This is a genomic window from uncultured Succinivibrio sp., from assembly GCF_902756765.1.
Lineage (GTDB): Bacteria > Pseudomonadota > Gammaproteobacteria > Enterobacterales > Succinivibrionaceae > Succinivibrio.
On record NZ_CACVSS010000020.1, the window covers coordinates 1 to 23,702 of the forward strand.

Consider the following 23,702-nt stretch of genomic DNA (forward strand, 5'->3'; position numbering starts at 1 on the left):
ATGCTCTAAAGATGCTTTTATTATACAACCGCTTCTGCTGCTTTTAAATAGCAATATTAAGATATTAGCTTGTTGTCTTCTGGTTCTTTTTCATCTGTTACATCTGTCAATTTTTCAAGATCGTCAGTTGCATCTATTACCTTGTCTTCTTTTTTTACTTCAGTCTTTTTGACTTTCTTCTTTCCTTTGCCAATATAAGACTGAAGCTCATCAAGTGTTACTCCCTCTGATTCCAAAGCAGCTATAACTTTTCTGACTTTCTCTCTTTTCTGTTCTTCTTTAAGTCTAAGAGCTTCTTCTCTTTCTTCAAGAACTTTGATTATGTCCGATAATCCTTTCTCAATCTTTTTTAAGTCATTAAGACTGTATTTATTGTCTGTTAGAAAGAATTTCTTTAATTCTGTTTTCTTGGTTAAATTAAGTTCCATTTTTAGACTCCTCTTCAGTTTTGTATTCTAGCAACTGAAAAGATTGAGAACTTTTTATAAAAGGGGGATAAATTGAGAACTAATTACTTTTCCAATGCATTGGAAAAATAAAAAAAAGCCCCTATCGGCTAGATAGAGGCAAGGTTTATAAATAAATAAAAACGAAAAATACTTTTAGTTACACTTTATTCCTAAGGAGTATTTCCAAAAGTGCAATTATATTAACACAAGCATAATGACAAAAGAGTAAATTAGTGGCACTAATGCCAACTTTTTTTTCTTCAGAAATTTTCCAATGCATTGGAAAAATAAAAAGCCTCTGTAATAGAGGCTTTATTCTGATGTTAGCGTATATTCTGATATTGTCCCTGATTCTTCTGGCCTGCTGAGTTATATCCGCCAGCTGGCAGATAGTTATTTCGCAGAGAATCTAAATTGATATTGTCAGATGACAACTTACCAGAGGCTTTGAGTAGTGATAGCCATTCGGTAAGATCTACTTTAGTCCAGTCTGCATTCTGCACTTCCCATTCTGTGAGACCTGGACAAGTTGCTTCTTTAGGACCACCCCATGCCAACTGAGGATAGTCATTTGGATAAATGATATGGTGTCCTGCTAAAGAGTAGCGTATCTGCTTATTCAGAATTCGTGAAAGCTGTGATTCAAAACAGCAGTATACATTACGGTATTCACGGCATTTACCTAGGAACTTATGCGCACAGTAGCCACCTACTAAATCACAGAGTTTCTGTTCGATATTTGATGCCACCTCGTACTCTTCCTCATCACATGAAATCATAATTGCAGTAATCATTTTAGCTACACTGTAAGCAGCATAAATCCAGCCGATAACACAGATACAGGTTCCTAATGTCTGCATCGCTGTATTCTGCATTGCCTGTTGTGTGGCAGTTGAGGTGGCACCTTCCACCATGGAAGATGCTACTTCTTTTCCACACCAGTCCATAATCTGTGTATATATCTTCTGAACTGTATCTTCAACCCATTGTTTAATGACACCATCAACGATCTTCTCTACTCCAACAGCGATCAAATCTCCCATAATAACCTTTTCTGCAGCATCAAAAGCTCCTGCAAATACCTCTCCTGCATAAGGTAGGATATTGTTAAGTGTACTTACAATAGGTTTATTCAATTGGTTGGTGAGTTTTGTATAAGCCTGTCCTACTCCAGTATAATTTTTGAAGAAATCCCATGCTACACCACCAATCATAGAATAACCTTCAGCGGCTCCTACACTATCTGTTCCGCTGTAATTCCATGTGGTGTAATCACCTAATGATGTAGCTGTACCATCAAAGATGTCGTGGGCGTATGCCATATCCTTAACCAAGAATACCTTTGAAGCATACAAGCCAGCTGCAATCTGCTCTCTTACATTTACGGTTTGAGGCGATTCGCAGCAGTCATTTGACTGTCCCAGCATTTTCTTATGATTACAGGTTTTTCTTTCACCGCCAAAGAAAGTACAGCTTAGTGTACCATCAGCTTTATAGGTACACTTCATGTCCGTTGCTGCATGTTGTGATTCATTCAACAGTGCAAGTGCCTTGTTAAAATCTTTGGCATTGTCTGTCGCATCACTGTTAACCAGCAGATTCATGCAGTCCATACCCTGACAGGCAATATCTCCTGGGCAGGCCATAGCTTTTGATGTTCTAGGTGTGCTTACATCAGTGTCATATCCGCAATCGTATGTGTAGTTATAGAGTACACATTCATTCTGACCTGACTTTGTTTCTCCTGTTTTTACACATTTTGCTGCTGCAAAGCTACAGCCTTTTTTCTGAAGTTCACTACATAAGGTTTGATCTTCTGTTTTTTCGTTATCATCAAGTTTTACCTTAACTGTTGCAGCTGAACACTCACCTTTCAGACCGAACTCAGAGCGCATATATTTAGGATTGATTTCTGTGCCGTTGGCCATAATGTTACCGTTTGAGTACACATCAAAGGCTTTATCACAGGTTACAGTTCCGTTTAATGAGCCATTAGTAATAGATTCAGCTTTATTCAGACAGTCTTTGGTTCCAGACCACACATCATCTTGTGCGGCTTTTGAGGGATCATATTTGACCTCTAGCTCTAAAATTGGCTTTGGTCCAGCATACTGAATTGTAAAGTTTATGTACTGATTTGAACCGACCTTTGTTTTAAAGTAGCTGGTTAAATCGACCTCTGCATTACGTCTTACATATGGATGATTATTTACACAGCTTAGTGCGTAGGACTTGTCAATTTCCGTACCGTAGGAATTCATGTTAATCGCTGTAAGATTAGGTGTGCCAGCGTTTTTTGTATCCAGAATTACCTTTACAGCTCCAGCATAGGTCATAGCCTGTAGTTTTACATTTGTAATTGCTTCTGGATTAGCAACATACATAGTGGCAATTACGCTGTTAGTCTGACAGTTTCCAGAATTCATGGCTTTCATATAGTCAGCATCTTTGCCGTGTGCTGTATCACCAACATAATATGTAGTACAGTTTTCTCCACAGCTACCGTATATAAATTTGCCATTATTACCAGATGCATAGGTAAGAATTGAAAGAGAAGGCTGTTTTACAATGTTGCAGCTTTCTGTTTTCTCTTCTACACAGGTCTTATAGACAGGTGTATGATTTGTGGTTTTTAATTTTGCTAAAAATGCATCAGTCTGTCCGCAGTCAGAGAAAACATTTGAGACAGAACCGTTCATCACTCCACGGGCATTATTGAAGATAGGATCATTCTTCAGATTTGGTTTCTGAAAGTTGGCAACACCATTCATAATGGCATAAACATGGCCCTGAACGGACATATTCTTATTGCCACTTTTAGCTACAGTTCCAAGATTATCGTGGGTGGACTGAGCTGCTTCCTGTAATCTATTCTCATCCTGTCCGTACAGTCCCTGTAGATCTTCTGTATCAGGTAACTGTCCGTTCTCATAGTACAGTCTGCATTTTTCAGGATCACCGCAGTTAGCTTTATCAGGAGAAAGATTGTTGAGATTCAGACCAACCATATTACCATTGGCATCTCTGGTTCTGATGTCGTTGATCTGATTGGCTGTAACTTTTGATGAATTGTCAATTTTTACAGATTCAAATCTGATATCACCATTGCCAGCGTAAGAAGTTGATCTTGCATTTTTCTGAAGGTTCTCCAGATATTCAAGGCCCTTACTGTTACCCTCAACTTTGGCGTTCTGTGCTTTTTGTGCCTGATCTGCTGGTAAACTTAATCCTGCGGCATAGCTGATATTGTTAAACAGCAAACCTATCTGGCCAACTATTAGCCCCATACAGATTGATTTAGTGGTCTTTGAGCCTAGAAATTCTATGAATCCCATAACTATCTTTTCCTATTCTTCTCTAAATTCTGTAACCTTATTGATCTGCAGAGCCAGCAACCATTGACATACAGCAGTCATTCCAAGTCCACATCAGATAGACAAAGTCCTCTCCTGTAACAGGAACAGAACGATTTGCGCCCCAGAATATATCTGATTCTCCTATGACGTGAGCCGATTTTCGTTCAGGAACGGGGTAAATCATCGTAATTTTGTATTGTGTCTTTGGAATAAAGAAAGCCATAGTTGATGAACAAAGAGCCTCATCTGTATATGTTTTCTTCAGGAAGAATCGTCTGTGCAATGCCGATAAAAGTCTGGCCATCATCAGTGACGATTCCATGATTTCACCACCAGAGCTTACGTTTGTTGTAAGTGGATACATATTTCCCCAAGAGCCAGCACACCAGAATAAAGAGTTGATAGGTTTCTGAAGTGCTGTTGAAGATAAGGCATCAGGAACACAGGCCAGCATTGAAATTGGATTTCCTAGCAACACCGCTTCAGGATTTGTAAAAAACGCTATGTTATCGTCATACCATGTAGGATCAAACTCTGACATATACAGAAGATCTATATCCACATAATGATCCTTGATACATTCAGACTGCTCAAACATATTCAGCATTACCAAGATAGGAAATGCGTATGTATGGTAGTGAGCATGAGCCGCCTGTGTCATTTCTGTTGTCTGTTCCTGCGTTTGCCATGTTCCTTGATCTATCTTGTCAAAATTAAGAGTAACACCGCCTAATGTTGCAAGACAGCCAGGCATTCTTACAAGCTCTATAAGCTTTGATGGCATCCACATACCATAGGTAAATCCTGGGTATGGTACTCCGAGATCGTCCTTACAGAGACATACGATCTTTTTAGCTCTATCATCAGGAGCCTCAGATTTTGAAGCGCCCAAAGGCATTCCTAAAGAGATAATCGGAAAGATACAAGTCCAGCATACATCTGTAATCATTTTTCCAGACAGGAATTGAGTATCAACACATCTAGCGTTGTTGATATCATCAAGAGCAGAGCTTCCTGATGAGGTGCCAACACCATTACCGATGTTACCTCCTCCGAGATTCGGATCATCCTCTTTAACGATTCCTGCCTGTTTCTGAAGTTCATCAATTGAAACATCTGCATTTGCTATTATTGGCAAAGTAATCAACTGTAGACTTACAACTGAGGCAATTGCGTTTTTTGTGAACTTACTGAACTTAATCAACCTTGAACTCCTCAACCACGAAATTGGTTCCCTGCTGATAAACAATTGAAGGATGATGTCTCAGTCTGAAAGTGTTCTTGATATCGCTCTGTAACAAATACAGACGGGTATTGAATCGCTGGGTTAAACGAGTATGTTCATCCCAGCCTTTTTCACGGTCAAAGCCAGTCATAATCAGCTGAGTTCTTTCGGTATTAAGATTATGAGTCTGCTTCCATTGTGGCAGATGTCTTTCTACGTAAGAGACCTCACGAGGATTTGAAGCATCAAAGACAACTAACAGACGGTCAAAATTCCTTACGGTAAGAGGGTTAACTCTTGTACCCTGCTGTGCGAGGATATTTCCCTGTGTATCTTTGATATCCTGTTTCAGCTCAAAAGTAGGATCAAAGACTCTTCTCTCGTATACAGCTGTTGGTGACAGTTCTTCAAAAGGTACATTTTTCCAGATGCGTGAATATGCTTCCTGCTTCTTCTGCTCCCAGTCTATCTTCTGTGCTCGTCTCTGAAGCTCCTCGATAATATCTAATTCCTCAATGGCATAGACGGCACCCTGACGGCCCAGATATCCTCTTCTTCCTTCCTTAATTCTGTCGTACAGCCATAATGGACTAATTAAACCTTGAACAGAAGCAATCTCCTTTGGATGGGGTCTTACCAAACCAGTTGCAGGATCACCAGAGCGGTTTGGAGTAGGTTCAGCCAGTCTGATAATTGTTGGCACCGCTGTAACGTTATACTGAGTGAAGAAAACAGGATTTATGACAACGTTAGGTGTGGTTTTGAGCTTCATATCTCTGGCAATCTGCTGAAACTTCATAATTGCCTTATTGATAGTAGTTGTTCCCTTTGGTAAACCTCTAAAGACAATAGTAGTATCAGTTGCACCAGCTAATGAGCGGTACATATCCTCAATGTCTGATTTAGGCATAGAAAGAGAAGCAAAGACTAAGGTTGTATATGAAGCCTTTGACATATCTGCATTGCCGATTGTCTCCTCGCCACCTGTTAAAGACTTCAGTTTTGCCTTCTGATGCGCCTGAAGATTTGCATTGATAGCCTGAGTTTCATTCTGATAACGATTAAAGACTTTTTTTGCATCATCTGACAGTTCTAAATCTATTGGAGATTTTATTTTCTGCTTGTTTCCTAAATCTTTCTGTTTTTGAGCTAAATCTCTGAAAAGATCTAAATCGCTGTCTTTTATTCGACTCTGATAATCACCCACTACAACTGGTGAATTTAATAAATCTGTATTCTGGGCTAGAGCCATGCCTGTTGTGATACTAGAAAACAGGATATAACTTGCCAATAATCTGATTTTCATCTACCGTTCCCCAATATCTTGAATCGAATGAATCTGAAGTGCTTCCTAATGCGTAAAACTCGTCTTTTTCAATTACAGCTTTACCCATAAAATCCTGTCTTTCTCGCTTCATAATGTCAGCAAGATTAAGACCTCTACGAACTTCTTTGTTATTGATTAGAATTGCTTCGTTTTGGTTGATTTCTACAGAATCGTTAAAACCTGCTACGAATTGTTTAGCAAGAGTTGCTCCGTCTTTGAATAGAGTTGTATCTTTAGCGTGGAAAGCGAAATAGTTCCCTACCTCGCCCTTGTGATCCCATTTGTCCAAAATGAAAAGTGTATATGGCATACACTTGTATAATCTTCCGTCTGCATAAATTCCGTATCTTGTTCCTAATACCTTTGATCCCATGCAGAATACTGCTGTAAACATGAAAGTACAAAGGAGCAAACGCCCCCATGTACTTTCTTTGCCTAACAGTTTTGGTTTATTTTTTATTTTCATACCTGTGCTGAATTGTACTTAGCCCGATAGTTAAATCTTTAGGCGCAGCATTTATATATCGGCTATCAAGTACAACTGCATTCTTTGATGTAAGCTCGTTTAACAGTTGTCTTGATTCGTTAAAATAAATCGCCTGTTTCTCTTTATCAGGCATATTAACAATTTCTGACCAGTCAAATACGATGATTGAGGGCTGATTTTCGTACACAGCTTTAAGCTCGCTGTAATTTCTCTGTAAATTAAAGACCATAACAGCTAAACCCAAAGTTACAAATACCAGAATGTAGAAAATAATATTCTGTGTCTTATTAGGCATCTTTGCGCTCCTCTAATTCGTCATCATTGTCTTTTGTTTGATGCATCAGTTCTTTTAGCGACAAAAGCTCATTAAAGTTCTTTATTCCAGCTTCGGTCACTTCTGTTGGGACATCACTGTGTAATACTCGTAATCCCAGCTCTTTTAAAATTTCCTGCTGTTTTTCCTGTGTTTCCTCATTTAGACCGTCAGCTTCAAGCTGTTTGATTGCTGAGAGGTAAATCTGATTCTTATAATCAGCAACAGCCTGTGAAATACACAAGTTTCTCAACTGCGTTAACTCCTTTTCGCTATATTTCATGCCAGGATCAAATTCTCTAGCTTCTGACTCTGAAATATGAGGATCCTGTCCTGATTTAGGTGAGAAATCGTGATACAGTCCTCTATCAAGCAATACGCAGTTAATAGCTTGTGTATACGTATATCCGTTATTAACATAGTTATTGATCGCTTGAACATCGACAGGATCAGTTGAGTATAGAAGTTTCTGGAAATCAGATACAATCAGACGGCCAATACCATTTCCTGCACCAGATTTCACAAAGATTTCAGAGAATGCACCAGCCTGTGTATAAACAGACTTCAACCAGTGATAGCCACTTTCAGACAAGTCCAGTCTCTTTTCTTCCTTTACCTGTTCAATGGTTTCTGGCTTCTGATGAAGCAAGAAGTAGAATGCTGAGTTTTCTGCAATAGCCTTACCAGCCTCATTTGATGAATACAAGTCGTTTAAAGACTGGGTTGCAATAATCATGGAGCCGTTGTACTTACGGAATTTACGGTAAGCGTGTTCCATAAACTTTACTGACTGACCTTCTTTTAACAAATCCCAGCCCTCATCAATCATTACGATTTTCTTCTCTGAGCGGTCTTTTGAGAGGAATACAGCCTGTTGAATTTGGAAAATTAGCTGCAGCAATACTACCTTTCTTAGTGCTGGTCTACTTGACAACTCTTCAAGTTCAAGAACTGTAAAGTTACTGTTAAAGGTAATGTTATTCTTACCGTTGAAAAACTTGCCGTGGGAGCCTTTTGAGGTGAAGGCGTACAGCTGAGTTGCCATATCGATTACACGCTGATCGCCATCTAGTTCTTTTTCTGCTTTTTCTCTTAAGGCCTTTTCAATAATATCAATCGTAAGTTTATGACCATATTTTTCCCACTCCTCATCTATAACACGATCAAGAACAGAGGTCTGCTGATCTGTTAATACTGAGTTAGGAGCAATCATGGTCTGTACAATAGCCTTTAAGGAGTTATTTTCCTCTTTATAGTCCTTAACCAGCTCAAAGCAGTTTAGACATGGGTTTTTAGCTTCTTCAAAGGAAATAAACTCACCATTTAAGCTGTCACACAGTTTTGCATAGCTTCGGCCGATATCGATTACCCAGCATCGTGCACCTTCCGACATATACATAGTCAGAAGCTCGTTGGTATAGAATGATTTACCTGAACCAGATTCAGCTGCAATCACAGCATTCTTGTTGGTCTGTGAATCATGCAGAGAAACAGTCATGAGCTGGCCTGTACGTGATATAAGTGCAACGTGTCCTGTACCTGTTCCCTTCCATTCGGAAAAAATAGGTAAAAGTGCAATTGCGCTCTCGTTGGTAACACTTAGTGAGCGTTTGGCTTCATTTCCAAACAGGAAAGGGATCTCTCCACATAAAGGCAGAGCGTTGAAAAACATCTCACGCTGAACATATTTATCTGGCAGGATTTTAAACTTGTCAATTTCAAACTGCTGCTGCATTGCGGTTGAAGCTGCAAGCAGTCTCTTCTTTGTTGGCGCAAAGAGCATAACAGACATAACAATCTTCATTGCTCTGGCACCTTCATTAAGCCCACGGTTATATGATTCAAGATCTTTCATGGCAAACTCTAAGGCTGGCTGCATCTTATACAGTGGTCCATAGGCGAAATGAGCAGTTGTCTGTCTGCGTTTACCGTAGAAAGACTTCTGTTTGTCGTGATCTGCAAAATAGACGTGGGCGATGATTGCATAGTTTTCTTTAATTGTTTTGTCTGCACCAGAGAAGTCCCCCATGTAGCGAATTGCAGAACCGAACCACATGGATGGCGGATACGATTTAGGAGACAGCATCTGAACGAATGTTTCAAAGATGTTTTCTTCGTTCCCATCCTTTGGACTGTATCTTGTACCGATGCCAATGAATGATCGGGTTGGATCAGTATCATCAAGATCTGAATCGTTATCATAGAACTGTTCATTTAAAGGTATGTCTCTTTGCCAGTCTGTGATGGTGTTACGCCATGAGGCATTGTCAGACCAGTTGAACAGTGTACTCATACAACGAAGCCATGTCTTTGCATCCAGCACACGAGGTGCAAAACCGCATTCTGAGAGTGAGGACTGAAGCTTATCTCGACAGTCGCTTACATTGCTTTTTTCGACTTCAGTTGGATCAATTCCTGATTTGACAGGGATCTTGACTGTAATAAACAGTTTAACGTCTACAATAATTCCTGAGTTGTAGTAGCTCTGACCTGATTTTCCGAGAATATGATTACGGGTGTGATAACGCAGAAAGTTAACACGATCTTCAATAATAGGTGACAGCAGTTCATGAATATGTGAAGCTCGCATTGCAAGCATATTATCCAGAATCTCATCAACATCAGGACTTCGATAAAGCATGAATGACATCATAGAGCCTTTTGGCAGCTCTGTGCTTAGTACAGATGACATCTGAGCCTGTAGCGAGTCAGTTGTGCCTGGCAGAGGCGTACAATGGAATCCAAAAGCCAGTGTATTGTCATCGAGTAAAAATATCTTTTTGTCCTCGTCATAGGCGATAACAGGACAGATTGAACTTAATGTGTTTTTGTATCCCATTTGTGATTATTCCTTATTAACGTAGTTAGCAGTTAAATTTTCAATTTCAGTCTGCTGTTGTTTTAAAATCTGTTCTTTCTCTTTGTTGAATTTATCAATTGTATTGTTGTATTTCTCATCAATTGCATTCAGGCGGTTCTGATAGTCCTGAAGTTTGGATAGCTTGATAGAGGCATCCATGCGATTGTCATCATTCAGCTGATTCTGAGCGTTGGCCACACGGCTTCTTTCTCTCTTGTAGTTCATGTTCTCACCGTCAATACGGTTCTGAATCTTCTGCAGACGAGGACGATAATTGTTTTTGATTTCTTCTATGCGCTTTGAAATTTCTTCCTGAGTCAGCACTTCAGGATTTTTAGTAGATAATGTGTCGTAATCTACGTTGTTTAGACGGTTATTCTCATCATCTTCCAATGCTTCCTCGGTGATCTTCTTTTCCAGCTCCTTTCTAAGCTTCATCTGATTCTCATCATCATTATCAATAGAACCGTTATCTGTATTTGCCTCATTTAGAAAAACCTCTAGTCCCTGAGAAGGAACTCCTCTTGATACACGGCCATCATGTGCTACTACGAAAGGTACAAGATCAACATCTGACATATACTTAATTGCCAGTGTTTTCTCAAAGCCAGTTAAATCACAGCTTGATTTTGTAAGATTATCCAGCTTGCCCTCATAAAGCATATTGCCTATCTCTGTGTTGCCGTCTAAACGGCCACAGTAGAATTTCTTTGTTAAAGCAAAGCTGTCCTCAGTGCCAGAAGGAATTACCACAAAATAAAAGGTATATTTACTCATATCCTTTTTTGCAATTGATATTGCCTGTTCAATGATGGTCTTTGTAAATGGGGAATCAGGTGATACCCAGATAACAACCTCATTCTTACCATTTCCTACAGAGGTTGAATTTAGGGTATTAAGATCAATTCCCATCTTTTTGTAATCAATGCGGTTTGCAAACTTCTTAATGTCATCAGGTGTATTGATCTTTCTCATACCGTTGAACATATCGTAGAGTTCTCCGACAAAATAGAAACGCTGATTCTCTGAAACAAAAGCTAGTTTGCCGTTGCGTTCAAAAGCCATCAGAGTGCCTACTTTCAAAGGAGCTGAGATCTTGAATAGTTCGTTAACTTTGTCCTGATTAAAGGAAAAGTCCTTAACCTTGCCCTGATTATCTTTCTTTACTTTAAGATCAAAGTATTCGTTGATATCCAACATCTCAACTTTTTCGTTTTTGTCTTTGATTACGTAATTAGGAGTTCCAGCAGATGATTTTTCTTTCTTTATCTCAACCTTGTTCTCTTCTGTTATATCTGTCTTTTTATCCATAGTGGTCCCATCAAAAATAGGGGCGGCCATAACTGAGGAAGACAGAAGAATTGAAACAGATAGTGCTAAAGTAGTTTTTTTCATTTGCTTTATTCCTTGAAAAAAGCCCTAGCAAAAGCTAAGGCTTTTAGTGTATGTGGAGAAAAAATATGATTCGTTTACTTGATTAAACCATTTGAAACATTGCGTAGTGATTCAACTGCTACGTTTGCATCAACAGTTGCAGACAGAATACCTTCAACGATAGAAGGAGCGTTGTATAGAGTTACAGCAGCACCGATACCAATAACGATTGGCATTAAAGTACCGTTCTTAACAGCAGCAGAAATACCTACCAGCACGATTGCAATACAGATAATTCTACCTAAAGTACCCTGTGCCCAGCCTGTAATCATGTCGTAGACAGAGCTGAACTCCTGTCCCTGAGACCCAGCGTGTACGTTGGTAAAGAAGAAAGCGGCCACCATTGTAATTAACATTGCAAGTGACATCTTGTTTGACTTTATAAAGTTAGTTGCTTTTTCAAATTTATCGTTCATTTGATATTTCCTTGTAAAGAATAAAAATTAAGAAAACTGTTATTTAGTTGCTGTGGTTGTTTGCGTCCTTAATGGCTCAAACACATGGGTATTCGCAACAGTCTGTCCCTGATTGTGTACTCCAAGAGTCCACTTTCTAGGCTCAATTTCGATGTATGAATAACCAGGTACGACAAAATTACCGTCTGCATCGGTGTATGGTGCGTACCAGACTCTCATAACAATAGCAGGAGTTCTTACTGGTACAGGTCTATTAGGCAGATTTGGTGTTACAAAGTTATCTATTACAGTGTCGCTACTACCCCCTTTTGTTGTATTAGGTACATTACTTAATCCTTTCTCTTCAGCTTCTTTTGCGGCTTTAGCTTCCTTCTTCATCTCAGATGGAGATTTGCCATTATTGGTCATCTTGTAGATATCCCATGAATTAGTACATTTGGTGCCCTCACCAATGTTTTTACATGAGAACTCAGATTCACCAATGCCAAGAGAACAACCATTAACAAGTAATGTTCCTGAGAGCATTACTGATAGAGCTGTTGCTTTTAAAAATCTTTTACTGTTCATAATCTGTAATCCGTTTTGATTTTTGCTTAGTTTATAAATTCCCCCATCTGTTCATCTGCTGTTTTCGGGGGAATTTTTGATTAGCCTTCTGCTGAAGGAGGAACATCATCAGGTGTAGGAGGTAACATTGGAACACCTTCATCCAGCATTCCTGGGCCTACAGGATTTCCATTTGCATCACGTACAGTCGTAAGTTTTGCACCATTGGTTACAACAATGTTGATGTCACGGCCACCGTCAATTTCAATGATTGGGAACATCTGATCCGCCATCTTCATGTAGTAATCTGATAGCTTGTCAAATGCTTTGGAAATACCCTTTGCACCAGCTCCTCGTAAAGCCTCTTTGTTGTAAACCTTCTCGTAGGTAACAGTGCCGTTAGAAGAAGTGTTGATTGTTGGTGTCATGGTTACATCGAATGCTGAAGAAATACCTGAAGCAAAACCTGCGATCATTGTCTTAGCAATCAAAGAGCCTGTCTTTGAAACCAGACGGCCACGGATTCCAGCCTTGCCATCTTCACCAGATGCATATCCAGCAACTTTAGCCTCAATAATGGCTCCATCTTCCTTAATGCAGGAAAGCGTTTCAGAACGCAGTAATGCTCTTTCTGATGACAGATCACCGTATCCAGACATCAGCAGAAAGCACTCTTTGACATCTGCAGAATAACCGTTTGGCAAGATTGCATCTTTCTGAATACGTACGTTTACAGGGAAAGGATCTTTCTTAGCGTTTGTACCTGTAGGAGCATCTAAACCAGCTAACAGCACACCACGCATCATTGAGCCAGCAGGAATGTAGATTTCAGGCTCTTTATGTTCAGGTTTCTTACTCTTTTTGCTTAAATCCTCAGAGAAAACAGTTGTCTGAAGAGTCTGGACTACGCCATTTTCATCTGTTAGACCATCGGCCATTGGGGTTGGTGCATTGGCATACAGCTTGTAAGGATCTGACATATCAATTCTTTCAGGCTGCTGAGCTGTAGCAGGGGCAGATGTGTTTTTTTCGTGCTCGTTAGTATTACGGGAATTCTTATTCTCGTTATTGATAACTTCTTTCTGCAGCTTTGAAGTATCGTTCGTCAGAGCGGTAATACGGTCAGATAATGCTTTGATCTGAGTTTCAAAAGTCTTTGATGAAGAATTTACAGTTCTCTCTAAGGTGTTAACCTTGTTAAGAGCTGTCATGTTCTTCTGATACTCGTCACGGGTAAGCTGATTCTCTTTTGAAAGCTTATCAAGACGACTCTCCAGCTTGTTAAAGTTGTCATTTGAAATCTTAATCTGTGCCAGCAGTGATTCAATACCGAGATCGTCTGTCTTTTTATCAGTAAGGATATTCTTGATCTCGTTATTCTTATCTTTTGGCTTAACATCAGAAGTTAGAGCAAAACAGGCGGCAACAACAGCTGTTCCCACAACACCACCATAAAGCCATTTACGGGTTGTAGGATTAAGTCTGTTTAACCATGAATCCTTGTTATTGTTGTTATTCTTGTTTGGAAATTGAAACATCTGAGCCTTCCTTATTTGTCTAATACTGAGGTTCTAACCTGTTTAACTTCTTGACGGCCAACAGCGTGTTTGATGACATAAATCTCAGCGGACTGATGTGGTTCAAATACATTTGTAGGATAAAGGGCAACAGCAGCCACATCGTAGTCACCGCAGCCAGCTTCTTTAAACTCCAATGTCTGTGATGACACATTAGTAACCTTGCCGATAACATAATGAAGTTTTGAGCCTGTAATCAGCTGTCCGTTTGAAAAGTCAACCTTAAAACCTTCTACACGACACTTAGGTAGTTTGTAGTTGCGAGGAATTGATGAAAGGTTATAGCCTGAAGGAATTCCCTGTAGTGCGACTTCACGAAGATTCTTATTGGTTCCTGAAACAAAAGGCTGACTCTTTTCCCATGCTTCTGCATCTTCTGAGGCAAGTCTCATCTGAACATTTGAATCTTTGAAGGTTACAGAGATTTCACGGGATGGAATCTTACGAGGAACAAGAGTCAGTGATATAGACAGATTCTCCTGTCCTTTTTCGGTGATGAACATAGAAAGAGGATAGGTTTTTGCAGTTGATACATAAACCACGTTGTCCTTAACCATAACCTCACCCTGTTCACCGCCTGTTAAGGTTGCAGAGCTAACCTGTGGATGGGTAAATGGTGTAACAATACGGTTTGTATGCCCGACAGCAATAGAAACCAACTGATTTACACCAGGAGAAACTACGATGTCGTTAGCTTCTTTTCCAGATGCGGAGGCAGCACCAGTACCATTAACGTTGTATTTAGGTACATTGTTTGTAAGCACTGTAGCAGGAACCTCAGGGATTTTGGTCTGCTCAACACCAATGCTTTCTTTTAAATGCTGATTCTCTGTCTTTAGCTTCTCAATCTGCTCTTTCAGCTTTGCATTATCCTGTTCCTGTTTGATTCTGATTAAAGCAGGATCAATAAGTGGAGTCGCAGCTGAAGCATTAAGAGGTGTACCCTGTGCAGCTGCAGCAGTTGATGAACTTGCATTGTTTAGATTTGGAATTGCAATTAGCGGATTATCAGTATTTCCGTTCTGTGCTGCAATTGTAGGCATAGTTAAAATCATGGCAAGAGCACATGAATACGCAATTGTAGAGATTCTGAACTGTTTCATTGTTATGCATTAACTCCCTGCTCTTTTTCTTTCTTTGCTTTTTCTGCTTCCTTCTTCTTCAACTGTTCCAAAACTTCAAGAGTTCGAGGCTCTCCCTCATAGGTATCCATATGAACAATCTGAGGCAGATAGTTCTCAACTGAGATCTTGAACTCGTAGGTTCTCTTCTCTCTTTTAGCCTTCACTGATGGAGACTGAGCTGTGTAGAATCCGTAAACGAATACTTTGTCAGTTGCCTTCTCGTAGGTGTATTCGAGGGGAGAAAATGAGGTTGAAACACGGTTCTTTTTCATCATCTGCACCTGAGCTGTAAGGTTTGTGACAGTCTCCTGATACAGGTTAGATGGTAAGAGCGGAATAATGCTTTCCTTGACGAAATCCAGATTGCCAGGATTGATGTTACCAATGAGTTCAGCCAAGAATAAAGCCCACGACTCTTTGTATGAGTGCGAGGCATTCTTTTCACTTACATAAGCCTTTGTATTCATACCGTAAGGCTGAATAATTACAGTTGTACTTTTTGACAAGGCATTGAATGACAGTAGAGCCAGTGCTACAGCGCAGCCAGCTAAACTGATGCGTGTCATACCAACTTCAGTCTTTAATGATCTATATGACTGTTTCCAATTCTTTAAGTCCAATTTTTCTCTTCCTTATCTAGGTATAAACTTGCGGTTATATGTATTCTTCAGGGTTCTGTTCTTAGTCCATAGAAGACCGTGGCCATAGAGCCAGTGCAGAACAAAACCATTGTGATGTGATGATTTTGCCTTTTTGTAGAATCTTGAAATGACAAAACCAATTGCTGTACAGATGAAAACCTGTCCGATTAAAAGTCCAAAGCAAAGACCAATAACCAGAGGCAGTAATTCATCAATCGGCCAAATCATGATCCACTGGGGATCGTCCTGATGTTGAGGTATTTCGATAGGTTTTTCGCTCATACAAACAAAATCTCTTTAGCTAAAAAAATTATTGTTTGTATTGTGCCTAAATGTGAGCTAAGACATATTTTGTTTTAGGGGGGATTTTTTACTGATTAGATTAAAAGGTTTTGAATTTAGAATTTTCCAATGCATTGGAAAAAATGAAAAGCCTCCAAAAAGGAGGCTCATATACAGAAAAGTGATGTAAAGATCATCTCCAAGACTTCTTCATCTTTTCAAATTCCTTATCAACACTCTTCTCTCCAAAGATTTTAAAAATAATCCAAACAATGGATGGAATGACAATATATACGATGAAAATTGAGATTGCTAAACTTTCCATATTATTGCCCCCTTTCATTAGTGTGCGAGAGCATGATCTCTCACTACCATTTGTCTTTGATTTCTCATGTTACTCGTCCTCTACTTCGTGAGACAAATTTCATTTGCCTCACTGAGGACGGTTTTAGTCAGGAATACTCCCAACCGTTATTGCGCTGTTAACGTCTTTGCAGTTTGATGAGCTAAATATAGCTATTTACGTTTTAATTATAGCCTATTTTTTGCGTGCTCATAATAGAAAAAGGCGGATAAACCGCCTTTTCCCTTTTAGATTCTCTTTGCGATATTTGCAATGATTGTCATCAGCATAAACGCCCAGAGGATATTCAGACACGGATACAGATACGGTGTAATCGGAGCAGGAAATAAGAAGTATAAAGGCAATAGAGTAACCATAATCATAATTGCTTTGACACCGCTTCTATGTGCTGTTGGTGATGAAAAAGCAAAACTTCCCTGCTTGATCCTTCTGAGAGTGAATCCTGAATATAGGCTTGCCATGAATACCAGAACACTTGAAGGAAACCACAGCCCCATCAGATGCAGTCTTTCCAGGAACTGAAAAAACAGGAACATACATACGTTGAGTCTATCTTCCATCCATTTAAATAGACCTTTTCCAGTATTCTGAAGTTTTCCAGATGCTTTCTTTTCGTCTTCTGTTGGTATAAGAGTATGCCACATATCGGCATATAAGCCAGATGAAATGACTAAGGAATCAAAACTCTCTGAGGAGCGTCTATCCAGTTCTCTTAGTGTACTTGTACCCAGAGAGTTCTCAATGCTTACGCCTTCCATAGCCATTACCCTTGTTACCATTTCAGGACTGATGAATGTTACTAAGAGCAGCAACTCAATAACAAAGATAAATAAACAGGTTTTACCCCAGCTAGATTTCATTATTATTCCTCAACAATTCTGAACATAGGCATAGGTATTTCTTTCTTTACAACATCAGCTACAGGTTTAGTCTCTTCAAATATTACCTTTTCGTCCACAAGTGAAGGAGCCAGAAACTTAAAGAGATTATGCTGAAAAGTGTCTAGGTTTTTAATTTTGTAAGGTTTTATAGAATATTTAATTTTCTTTGTAGTAATAAGACTTGCGTACAGCAGTTCTTTCTTTTCTAAACCTTCCTCAATATTCCAGTCATGCAGATTGGATGTAATCTCAATTGAATAATACTGGGTTATATGTTCAACTAATTTTTTTGTAAACTCTATCAAGTGCTGCTTTGAGTCCATTTCCCAGTGAGTCTCTTCCAAATCCATTTCATCCATCGAGTCGATAATAATCTTATGAACTACTGGTACAAGAGATTCTCTGTCAACTAAGAAATCAGAGAGCAGCAAGACAGCATTCCTAATGACATTCCCCATGCAGAAGTTTTCTAAGCATAGTGTTTCAAGATAATAGGGATCTTTCTCTAAGGTCTTTAGTGAATGTTTTAGATTGTTTAAAATCTGTTCAGTTAAATTCTGGAATACATAGTAGTCTTTTACTTTTGTTTCAGTCATCTTCGTTTATTCTTTTTAAAAGCTTAATGTTAGTGGTTTATTTATTTTGTTTTTGTTGTGGTATTTTTTTTGCTGTTAGGCTACTCCTTGTCTATATCCATTTCAGTCATATAATCCTCTTTTTCCTCTGAGATTTGTTTAGTTTTAGGGGCATAAGATGACTTGATAAAAGGGATCTTTCCTTTGTAGATATTGCCACCAGCAAAGATGCCGATATACTCAAGATTAGGCAGCAGTCCAAACAGTTGAGGATCAATTAATGGAGCTTCTGTCTCTTTTAACTGTTCACTCTGAGTGGAACCATGCTCTAATGGGTTTGTAATCAGAGAGTTGATACCTTGTGTGTGAACAAGCTGCTTAATAGCTGTTTTTGGTAAATCTTCAGATAAAAACTTCTGCGAAGTTGGGTTCTTAGTTCTCAGGGCTAATACATTGTTAATGTTACCGAGAACCATTTCGGCTTTATCCTTTGAACCTAGTGCAGTTGAGAAATCTGAGATTGTCTGAGTTGCAACCATCAAGCGGAAGCCTGCTCCACGACCTTTATTTAAAATCTGAATAAAGCTGTCGTTTACACACTCTGCTGCCTCATCTACGAATATAGCAACAGGCTTCTTATCTGGGTGATAGTTATAGATTGCACCAGCTGAAGCTGCTATATCAGAGAGTGCAAGAGAACCAATTGCCTGACCTACCATCTTATCTGACAGGGAATCCAGACCAATATAGAGAACTCCGTTGCGTTCAAGAATATCCATTGTATTGATTTGTTCGTGGGCCATATCTGGATCATCACCAGCAGACATCGACAGCATAGTGCCTAAAGTACCAGTGGTTAACATATCCATGAGAGGCAGCATATTGTTAATCATCTTTGAAAAGTGCTCTCGTGGATGATTGCGTAGTTTTACAAGTGCTGCAATGTTAGTTGCATCTTTTGCAGTTGAATAATGCTGATTGTAAATCTGGCACTTGATTGTAGTGATTGCTTCATCGTTCGGTGCGTGTTTCATTTGTGAAATTGCATAATTAACCATTGTCTTAAAAGGAGGATGAGAGAGTTTTCCCTTTTCTTCGATCTCAATCTGATCTGAGCGTTCACAGAAAACATCTAAGGCATTTGAGGTTAATGTTTCCATAGAATCAAGAAGATTCATTTTTATGCTGTTAATGGTTGGGTTTTCTCCACAGTACAGCATAGCCTGAGTGATAGCGTTGATAGACAGCCAGCCGAATGCGGTAAAAGGATCAAAACCACCCTTTGACGGAATAAGGTTTGTAATACGTGTTGTAATGTCAGTATCACGATTAGAATTTGCTAAAAGATTTAATCTGCAGCTCTCTTCAGGAAAAGCTGGGTGAAAAAAGAAGAATCTTTCGCCAGGATCTTTTAGACCATTGGCCAGACAGTATTCACGGTAAGCATCACAGGCTCGCTGTGCGTTATCACGCATTTCTAAATCACCTTTAGGATCAATGATCACAACAGGATCACCTCGCATGATACATTGTGAAATCATCAGATCGGCAAACCTTGTTTTTCCAGAGCCAGTGGTTCCAAGAATCAGCAAATGTCCGTTGAGCCATGAGGCAGGAATAGTAATTTTTTCATCTTTATCCGATAGACCATGTATCCAACGCTGTCCCATTTCGTGGACTTTTGGCAGAGGCTTAAAGAAATCTAAGGCTGTAAAGGCAGTAGCTTTGAGGATGTTGATTTTTTTGTCAGTTTTCTCAGATGCAGTTTCTTCTATCTGCTTTAACTCTTTTTCATAATCCTTTTTTATTCTATCCAGTCGTTTTGGGATCCCATATAATCTTTCCTGACTTGAAATTGTAGCCCAGTCCAGCTTCTTTAGTTCGTATGCTCGCTGTGTCTGCTCTGGAGTCCATGAAAAGCCTGTTCCTAAGTAAAATTCATCTTTATTTAAGATCTGCTGTATCTTAACTACGAACTGTTTTAGTGGAATAAAGACAAAAGGTGCTCCATAGAGCCTTCTCTGTAATCTGTATACAGGATAGCCCTGCAGAAGAAAAACAAAGGTCATAAAGAACGACACAGAAGATTGCACAACAGCCATTTTGTATGAGAGTGTTGCGAACATTCCAAAATTACAGAAGGTTAAGACTCCACAGCAGAACCAGACCGCTGCGATTCTGAATTCATACAGAGGACGATAAATCTGCTCGTAGTCAAAAGGTTTATTGTTGAATTTCATTCCTGCTCCTAAAATTTTCCAATGCATTGGAAAAATGAATGATTATTTCTGTTTATCAATAAATTAGCAAAATAGAATTTTTACATTGGAAAGAATGGCATATCAGAAATACCAACAGCTTCGCTTTCCTGGGCAACTGTTTCTTTTGCGTTTTTATTATTCTTGTCTTCTTTGTTCAAATCCTCTTTCTTCAGAGTTTTCTGATAACCTACAACAAGATCATTACCATCCACAATCATGTAAGGTGGTGTTACCTGTTGGCTGATTGACAGAAAATTTTTTGTCTTTTTAAGTGGAATTTTGAAAGACTCTGAACACTTACGTAGAACTTCCTTATCAATACGTCTTCCCTTTCTCTCGTGTGCATAACCTTTTGCCTTATAGCCGTATAGTTCCTCGTTATAGTCAAGAGAGATAATCTTATGCTTAACGTATTCCACAACATCAGAAGCAGTAACATCTACATTCAGGCTCTCGTATGGATGATCTTTACATTTAATCTTCAGTGGTTTTAATCCAGCTATTTTAAAGATGTTGGTGATAGCCTTAGTCATCTGAATGTGTTCAAAGTAGTAGAGTTCACGGGAATGACTCATCAGCTCTGATAGCTGATGAGGAAACAGCCCTGCTTCTTCAAAAAGATTAACGTACTGCATGGCGTTTGCATCTTTTTTTATATTGTCATTCCACATATATGCTGCATAACAGTACTTGTTATCGACAGTAACAAAATCAATATATGAAAAGTCCTTTTCCTTTAATCTGTTACATAATTGAATAGACAGGTTTCTGGCGCATTTTTTGTCTTTAATCTTTTCACAGACCTGTTTTATTGCGTTTACGACCTCCACAGTAAGACCGTTATAGTAAGGTTCGTCAACAGACTGAAAAATACGGTTGTCACGCTTATGCTCTTTTTTAGAAGATTCAAGATCTTTGAGTTTGATAGCATTCGGCTTCTGTGCTTCTACAAGCTCTTTCTGCTTTTCTTTGTATTCATAAATCGCACGATCAAAATTACGGATCTCATCTTCTTCTAGGATTAGTGGTCGATCATCTGGCTCTGGAGTTATTTTTACTGAAGCTTCCTCTATTTTTTCCTTTAATTCTTCTGTTGATGAAGTTGTCTCTTTTATATTCTGTGTAAACAATCCCATCGCAAATGAGGATGCAACATCAGTTGAATCTTCAAAACCAGCTGGAGCTATGATGTTCTCGGTAACGGTTTCGACTTCTACAGGAGTTGCATCTGACAAGTCATCAACTTGAGAAATATCTGAGTTGCTGTCAAATGCTGATACTATTTCAGGACTTTCTTCATTTCCCCCAAAAGGTACAACTACATCCAGCTCCTCTTCAGAAGGTTCTTCCTCGCTAGAATCAGTTTGATTGTTAATAAGCTGAGATAGTCTGTCTGCTTCTTCAGGACTTATCGGCTCAAGGTTGGATTTGATAGCAGCTGATTTGACAAAGCCATTCTGAAATTGAACTTCTGCTGAATCAAGTTCTCTCTCGTCAACCTCGTTGATTTCTTTTTCATTTATCTGTTCAACAACTTTCTCAGGTGCTTTAAGCTTCTGCTGTGGCTTAACTTTCTTTACTTTCTTCTGTTTGGCTTTAGGATCACCTAAATCCGAGCTTAATTCTTCAAGAGGTTTGACTTCCTTTGAAATAATCACAGGTTCAACGCCATCGGCAAATACAACCTTAAGTGTTTTTAAGTCTTCTTCCTGGGCTAAATATAGCTGGCCATTGTGCAGAATGACGTTTTTGTAATCTGCAATACATACAGCTTTCCACTGTTCTTTCATGCCACCAGATACAAGTTTTTCAACAGTATAAAAACCGTCAGCTGTGTTAGCTGGCAGAAGAAAATCGCACTGATTTAATAACTCTTTAATATTTTCAAGATTAGGCTCATGATCCTGCAGAATGTCAGATTTGTAAAAGTCCGATGCTCTTGAAATGATATTAAGCCACATTCCAAGCGATTTATCATCAAAACGTATTAAGATAACAAAAGGTTTTTCAGACTGATTTGTGGCGTGTGAGAATATATAACATTCATCACCAGCTCGATTTACAGATATTTCTGCTCTATCCACACAGAACTGAAAGGCTCTGGTTAGCTGTTTCTTGATTTCAAGATTAACCTTAATAGGTGCCAGAGAGCTTTTTGACAGAGTTTTTCTGTCTTTCTCTGATGAGGTAGTATCTGCTCTACTCCAGATGTCATAAATAATATTCTGTCGTGCATTTGTATAGTCGTTTGATAAAACACGCCAGTCTATGGCCGTCATAAAGTTGTGAAGAATTTCTTCAGAACCTTGTGTAATCAGCTTTAGTGTTGCTTTTGATATAAAGCTTCTCATCAGGAATGGAGCGATAATCTCGTGCTTATCGTTTCTTCCTTTTTTCCAGCCTTTAAGAATATATGTAGGTGGATTTGGATTATCCTGCGAAATAAAAACTTGCGTATTTTTTATTCCGTGGACTCTTGCAAGAAAGTCTGGAATAGATTCGATACAATTCCAGATATATTCTTTTTTCCTTCCATTCTCCTCTTTATAGGTAACAATTACAGGATCGTTAAGCTTACCGATATCGTGTAGCAGTCCAGCCAGACCACAGGCAATTCTTGCAGATACCATGTGTTCATCACGTTCAGACGGATTTACACCTTTGTTAAAAAAAGCAAGACGTGAGTCATTGAGTGCAAAATACATAGTTTCAAGGCTATGCAGGAGCAGTCCGCCCTCACTCATATGATGGCCAAAGATATTACTAGGCTTTCCGCCCTTAACTTCAGATGCAGGAATTTTCTGACAGAATAATGCTACCTGTTGTATTGAAGGCAGCAGATATTTATCAAATAATTCTCTTCTTCCGCCTAATGCAGTTGAAATCTTATCTACTATCGGTCTGAATTCATCGCTTGCAAGTAAATCATCTGCGCTGTAGCAGTAATAACCGTCTTGATCGAGAGTATTAAAAATTTTTACTTTTACCTGTTGCTCTGTCTGTGAAACGGTAGTTATTGCTTCTTTCTTTGTGAAAAATGGTAACTTCATGACCTGATCCTTATCCTTTTTAACTGGGTACAAAGATACACGTTTGAAGTAAATAGAGTTATTAAGTTAGGGGGGAAGATTTAAACAGGATTAATATTTGATTACTGCAGAATAGAAATTTGAGAATATTTTGAAGTGAAATAATCCTAGAGAGTGAGAGTCTAAAGACTCTCACAACTCTGTACTAATTGCCATAGTGAAGATCACCGTTGGCGTCAACGAATTCTCCCCACCATACTTCACCATCCCACATGGCTCTTCCAGTGTGATGACAAAACTGTGGTTGATGTGCCTGTGCTTCTTCGCACCACACATCAAAGACTTTATCAAATCTGATATTGTCTTCGGTTACAATTAGACCAGCCATATTCTGATTGAGAATATCCATTTTTCTTCTCCTGTGTGGATTACCACAAAAAACGAGGAGACAAAGAAATGATGACTGAAGTGTATACACACCTCTACCCCTGACAAGAGGATAAATCATATTTCTTTATCCCCTCTGGGTTTTAAAGAAACAGCAAGGAACCTTAC

At 39.0% G+C, this 23,702-nt stretch carries 20 protein-coding genes; all 20 read right to left on the reverse strand.

The features are described from left to right. Window positions 1-56: 56 nt before the first annotated feature. Complete coding sequence (locus QZU45_RS04310) at window positions 57-428, reverse strand: hypothetical protein (protein ID WP_295352045.1); 372 nt, start codon at window positions 426-428, stop codon at window positions 57-59. Between the two features lie 344 nt (window positions 429-772). Further along, window positions 773-3,784: a conjugal transfer protein TraN gene (gene traN / locus QZU45_RS04315; RefSeq protein ID WP_295352047.1), complete on the reverse strand. Its 3,012-nt coding sequence runs from the start codon at window positions 3,782-3,784 to the stop codon at window positions 773-775. Between the two features lie 37 nt (window positions 3,785-3,821). Next, a complete protein-coding gene (locus QZU45_RS04320; protein ID WP_295352050.1) occupies window positions 3,822-5,009 on the reverse strand; it encodes a TraU family protein in 1,188 nt (395 codons plus the stop codon). Then, on the reverse strand, window positions 5,002-6,336 hold the full coding sequence (locus tag QZU45_RS04325; protein WP_295352053.1) for a TrbC family F-type conjugative pilus assembly protein: 1,335 nt from the start codon (window positions 6,334-6,336) through the stop codon (window positions 5,002-5,004). Before QZU45_RS04325 ends, QZU45_RS04320 begins: the two co-directional genes overlap by 8 nt. Continuing rightward, window positions 6,296-6,730 (reverse strand): S26 family signal peptidase, encoded by a 435-nt coding sequence (locus tag QZU45_RS04330; protein ID WP_295352056.1) that lies wholly within the window; start codon window positions 6,728-6,730, stop codon window positions 6,296-6,298. Before QZU45_RS04330 ends, QZU45_RS04325 begins: the two co-directional genes overlap by 41 nt. Before the next feature lie 76 nt (window positions 6,731-6,806). Further along, on the reverse strand, window positions 6,807-7,139 hold the full coding sequence (locus QZU45_RS04335) for a hypothetical protein (protein ID WP_295352059.1): 333 nt from the start codon (window positions 7,137-7,139) through the stop codon (window positions 6,807-6,809). Beyond that, entirely contained in the window at window positions 7,132-9,996 is a 2,865-nt protein-coding gene (gene traC, locus QZU45_RS04340; RefSeq protein WP_295352062.1) for a type IV secretion system protein TraC, read from the reverse strand. Before traC ends, QZU45_RS04335 begins: the two co-directional genes overlap by 8 nt. A gap of 6 nt (window positions 9,997-10,002) precedes the next feature. Further along, window positions 10,003-11,412, reverse strand: coding sequence for a hypothetical protein (locus tag QZU45_RS04345; RefSeq protein WP_295352065.1), 1,410 nt, complete (start codon window positions 11,410-11,412; stop codon window positions 10,003-10,005). A 74-nt stretch (window positions 11,413-11,486) separates the two neighbouring features. Beyond that, entirely contained in the window at window positions 11,487-11,867 is a 381-nt protein-coding gene (gene traA, locus QZU45_RS04350) for a TraA family conjugative transfer protein (protein WP_295352067.1), read from the reverse strand. A 39-nt stretch (window positions 11,868-11,906) separates the two neighbouring features. Then, on the reverse strand, window positions 11,907-12,434 hold the full coding sequence (gene traV, locus QZU45_RS04355) for a type IV conjugative transfer system lipoprotein TraV (RefSeq protein ID WP_295352069.1): 528 nt from the start codon (window positions 12,432-12,434) through the stop codon (window positions 11,907-11,909). A gap of 80 nt (window positions 12,435-12,514) precedes the next feature. Beyond that, window positions 12,515-13,951 (reverse strand): TrbI/VirB10 family protein, encoded by a 1,437-nt coding sequence (locus tag QZU45_RS04360; RefSeq protein ID WP_295352072.1) that lies wholly within the window; start codon window positions 13,949-13,951, stop codon window positions 12,515-12,517. A gap of 11 nt (window positions 13,952-13,962) precedes the next feature. Next, the gene (locus QZU45_RS04365) at window positions 13,963-15,093 is read right to left on the reverse strand and encodes a type-F conjugative transfer system secretin TraK (RefSeq protein ID WP_295352075.1); all 1,131 of its coding nucleotides are present in this window, start codon (window positions 15,091-15,093) and stop codon (window positions 13,963-13,965) included. 2 nt (window positions 15,094-15,095) lie between these two features. After that, window positions 15,096-15,734, reverse strand: a complete 639-nt coding sequence (locus tag QZU45_RS04370; RefSeq protein WP_295352078.1) for a TraE/TraK family type IV conjugative transfer system protein — start codon at window positions 15,732-15,734, stop codon at window positions 15,096-15,098. Between the two features lie 12 nt (window positions 15,735-15,746). Continuing rightward, entirely contained in the window at window positions 15,747-16,037 is a 291-nt protein-coding gene (traL, locus tag QZU45_RS04375; protein ID WP_295352081.1) for a type IV conjugative transfer system protein TraL, read from the reverse strand. Between the two features lie 193 nt (window positions 16,038-16,230). Continuing rightward, window positions 16,231-16,362, reverse strand: a complete 132-nt coding sequence (locus tag QZU45_RS04380; RefSeq protein WP_295352084.1) for a hypothetical protein — start codon at window positions 16,360-16,362, stop codon at window positions 16,231-16,233. A 266-nt stretch (window positions 16,363-16,628) separates the two neighbouring features. After that, window positions 16,629-17,261: a DUF4400 domain-containing protein gene (locus QZU45_RS04385; protein WP_295352087.1), complete on the reverse strand. Its 633-nt coding sequence runs from the start codon at window positions 17,259-17,261 to the stop codon at window positions 16,629-16,631. A gap of 2 nt (window positions 17,262-17,263) precedes the next feature. Then, window positions 17,264-17,878: a hypothetical protein gene (locus QZU45_RS04390; protein ID WP_295352090.1), complete on the reverse strand. Its 615-nt coding sequence runs from the start codon at window positions 17,876-17,878 to the stop codon at window positions 17,264-17,266. Between the two features lie 80 nt (window positions 17,879-17,958). Then, a complete protein-coding gene (gene traD, locus QZU45_RS04395; RefSeq protein ID WP_295352093.1) occupies window positions 17,959-20,097 on the reverse strand; it encodes a conjugative transfer system coupling protein TraD in 2,139 nt (712 codons plus the stop codon). 80 nt (window positions 20,098-20,177) lie between these two features. Continuing rightward, window positions 20,178-23,168 (reverse strand): TraI domain-containing protein, encoded by a 2,991-nt coding sequence (locus tag QZU45_RS04400; protein ID WP_295352096.1) that lies wholly within the window; start codon window positions 23,166-23,168, stop codon window positions 20,178-20,180. 184 nt (window positions 23,169-23,352) lie between these two features. Continuing rightward, window positions 23,353-23,556 (reverse strand): hypothetical protein, encoded by a 204-nt coding sequence (locus QZU45_RS04405; RefSeq protein WP_295352099.1) that lies wholly within the window; start codon window positions 23,554-23,556, stop codon window positions 23,353-23,355. Window positions 23,557-23,702 lie beyond the last annotated feature (146 nt).

Coding starts and splice junctions, on each gene's coding strand:
- QZU45_RS04310 (WP_295352045.1), bottom strand. CDS start 428: ATGGAACTTAATTTAACCAAGAAAACAGAATTAAAGAAATTCTTTCTA.
- traN (WP_295352047.1), bottom strand. CDS start 3,784: ATGGGATTCATAGAATTTCTAGGCTCAAAGACCACTAAATCAATCTGT.
- QZU45_RS04325 (WP_295352053.1), bottom strand. CDS start 6,336: ATGAAAATCAGATTATTGGCAAGTTATATCCTGTTTTCTAGTATCACA.
- QZU45_RS04330 (WP_295352056.1), bottom strand. CDS start 6,730: ATGGGATCAAAGGTATTAGGAACAAGATACGGAATTTATGCAGACGGA.
- QZU45_RS04335 (WP_295352059.1), bottom strand. CDS start 7,139: ATGCCTAATAAGACACAGAATATTATTTTCTACATTCTGGTATTTGTA.
- traC (WP_295352062.1), bottom strand. CDS start 9,996: ATGGGATACAAAAACACATTAAGTTCAATCTGTCCTGTTATCGCCTAT.
- QZU45_RS04345 (WP_295352065.1), bottom strand. CDS start 11,412: ATGAAAAAAACTACTTTAGCACTATCTGTTTCAATTCTTCTGTCTTCC.
- traA (WP_295352067.1), bottom strand. CDS start 11,867: ATGAACGATAAATTTGAAAAAGCAACTAACTTTATAAAGTCAAACAAG.
- traV (WP_295352069.1), bottom strand. CDS start 12,434: ATGAACAGTAAAAGATTTTTAAAAGCAACAGCTCTATCAGTAATGCTC.
- QZU45_RS04360 (WP_295352072.1), bottom strand. CDS start 13,951: ATGTTTCAATTTCCAAACAAGAATAACAACAATAACAAGGATTCATGG.
- QZU45_RS04365 (WP_295352075.1), bottom strand. CDS start 15,093: ATGAAACAGTTCAGAATCTCTACAATTGCGTATTCATGTGCTCTTGCC.
- traL (WP_295352081.1), bottom strand. CDS start 16,037: ATGAGCGAAAAACCTATCGAAATACCTCAACATCAGGACGATCCCCAG.
- QZU45_RS04380 (WP_295352084.1), bottom strand. CDS start 16,362: ATGGAAAGTTTAGCAATCTCAATTTTCATCGTATATATTGTCATTCCA.
- QZU45_RS04385 (WP_295352087.1), bottom strand. CDS start 17,261: ATGAAATCTAGCTGGGGTAAAACCTGTTTATTTATCTTTGTTATTGAG.
- QZU45_RS04390 (WP_295352090.1), bottom strand. CDS start 17,878: ATGACTGAAACAAAAGTAAAAGACTACTATGTATTCCAGAATTTAACT.
- traD (WP_295352093.1), bottom strand. CDS start 20,097: ATGAAATTCAACAATAAACCTTTTGACTACGAGCAGATTTATCGTCCT.
- QZU45_RS04400 (WP_295352096.1), bottom strand. CDS start 23,168: ATGAAGTTACCATTTTTCACAAAGAAAGAAGCAATAACTACCGTTTCA.
- QZU45_RS04405 (WP_295352099.1), bottom strand. CDS start 23,556: ATGGATATTCTCAATCAGAATATGGCTGGTCTAATTGTAACCGAAGAC.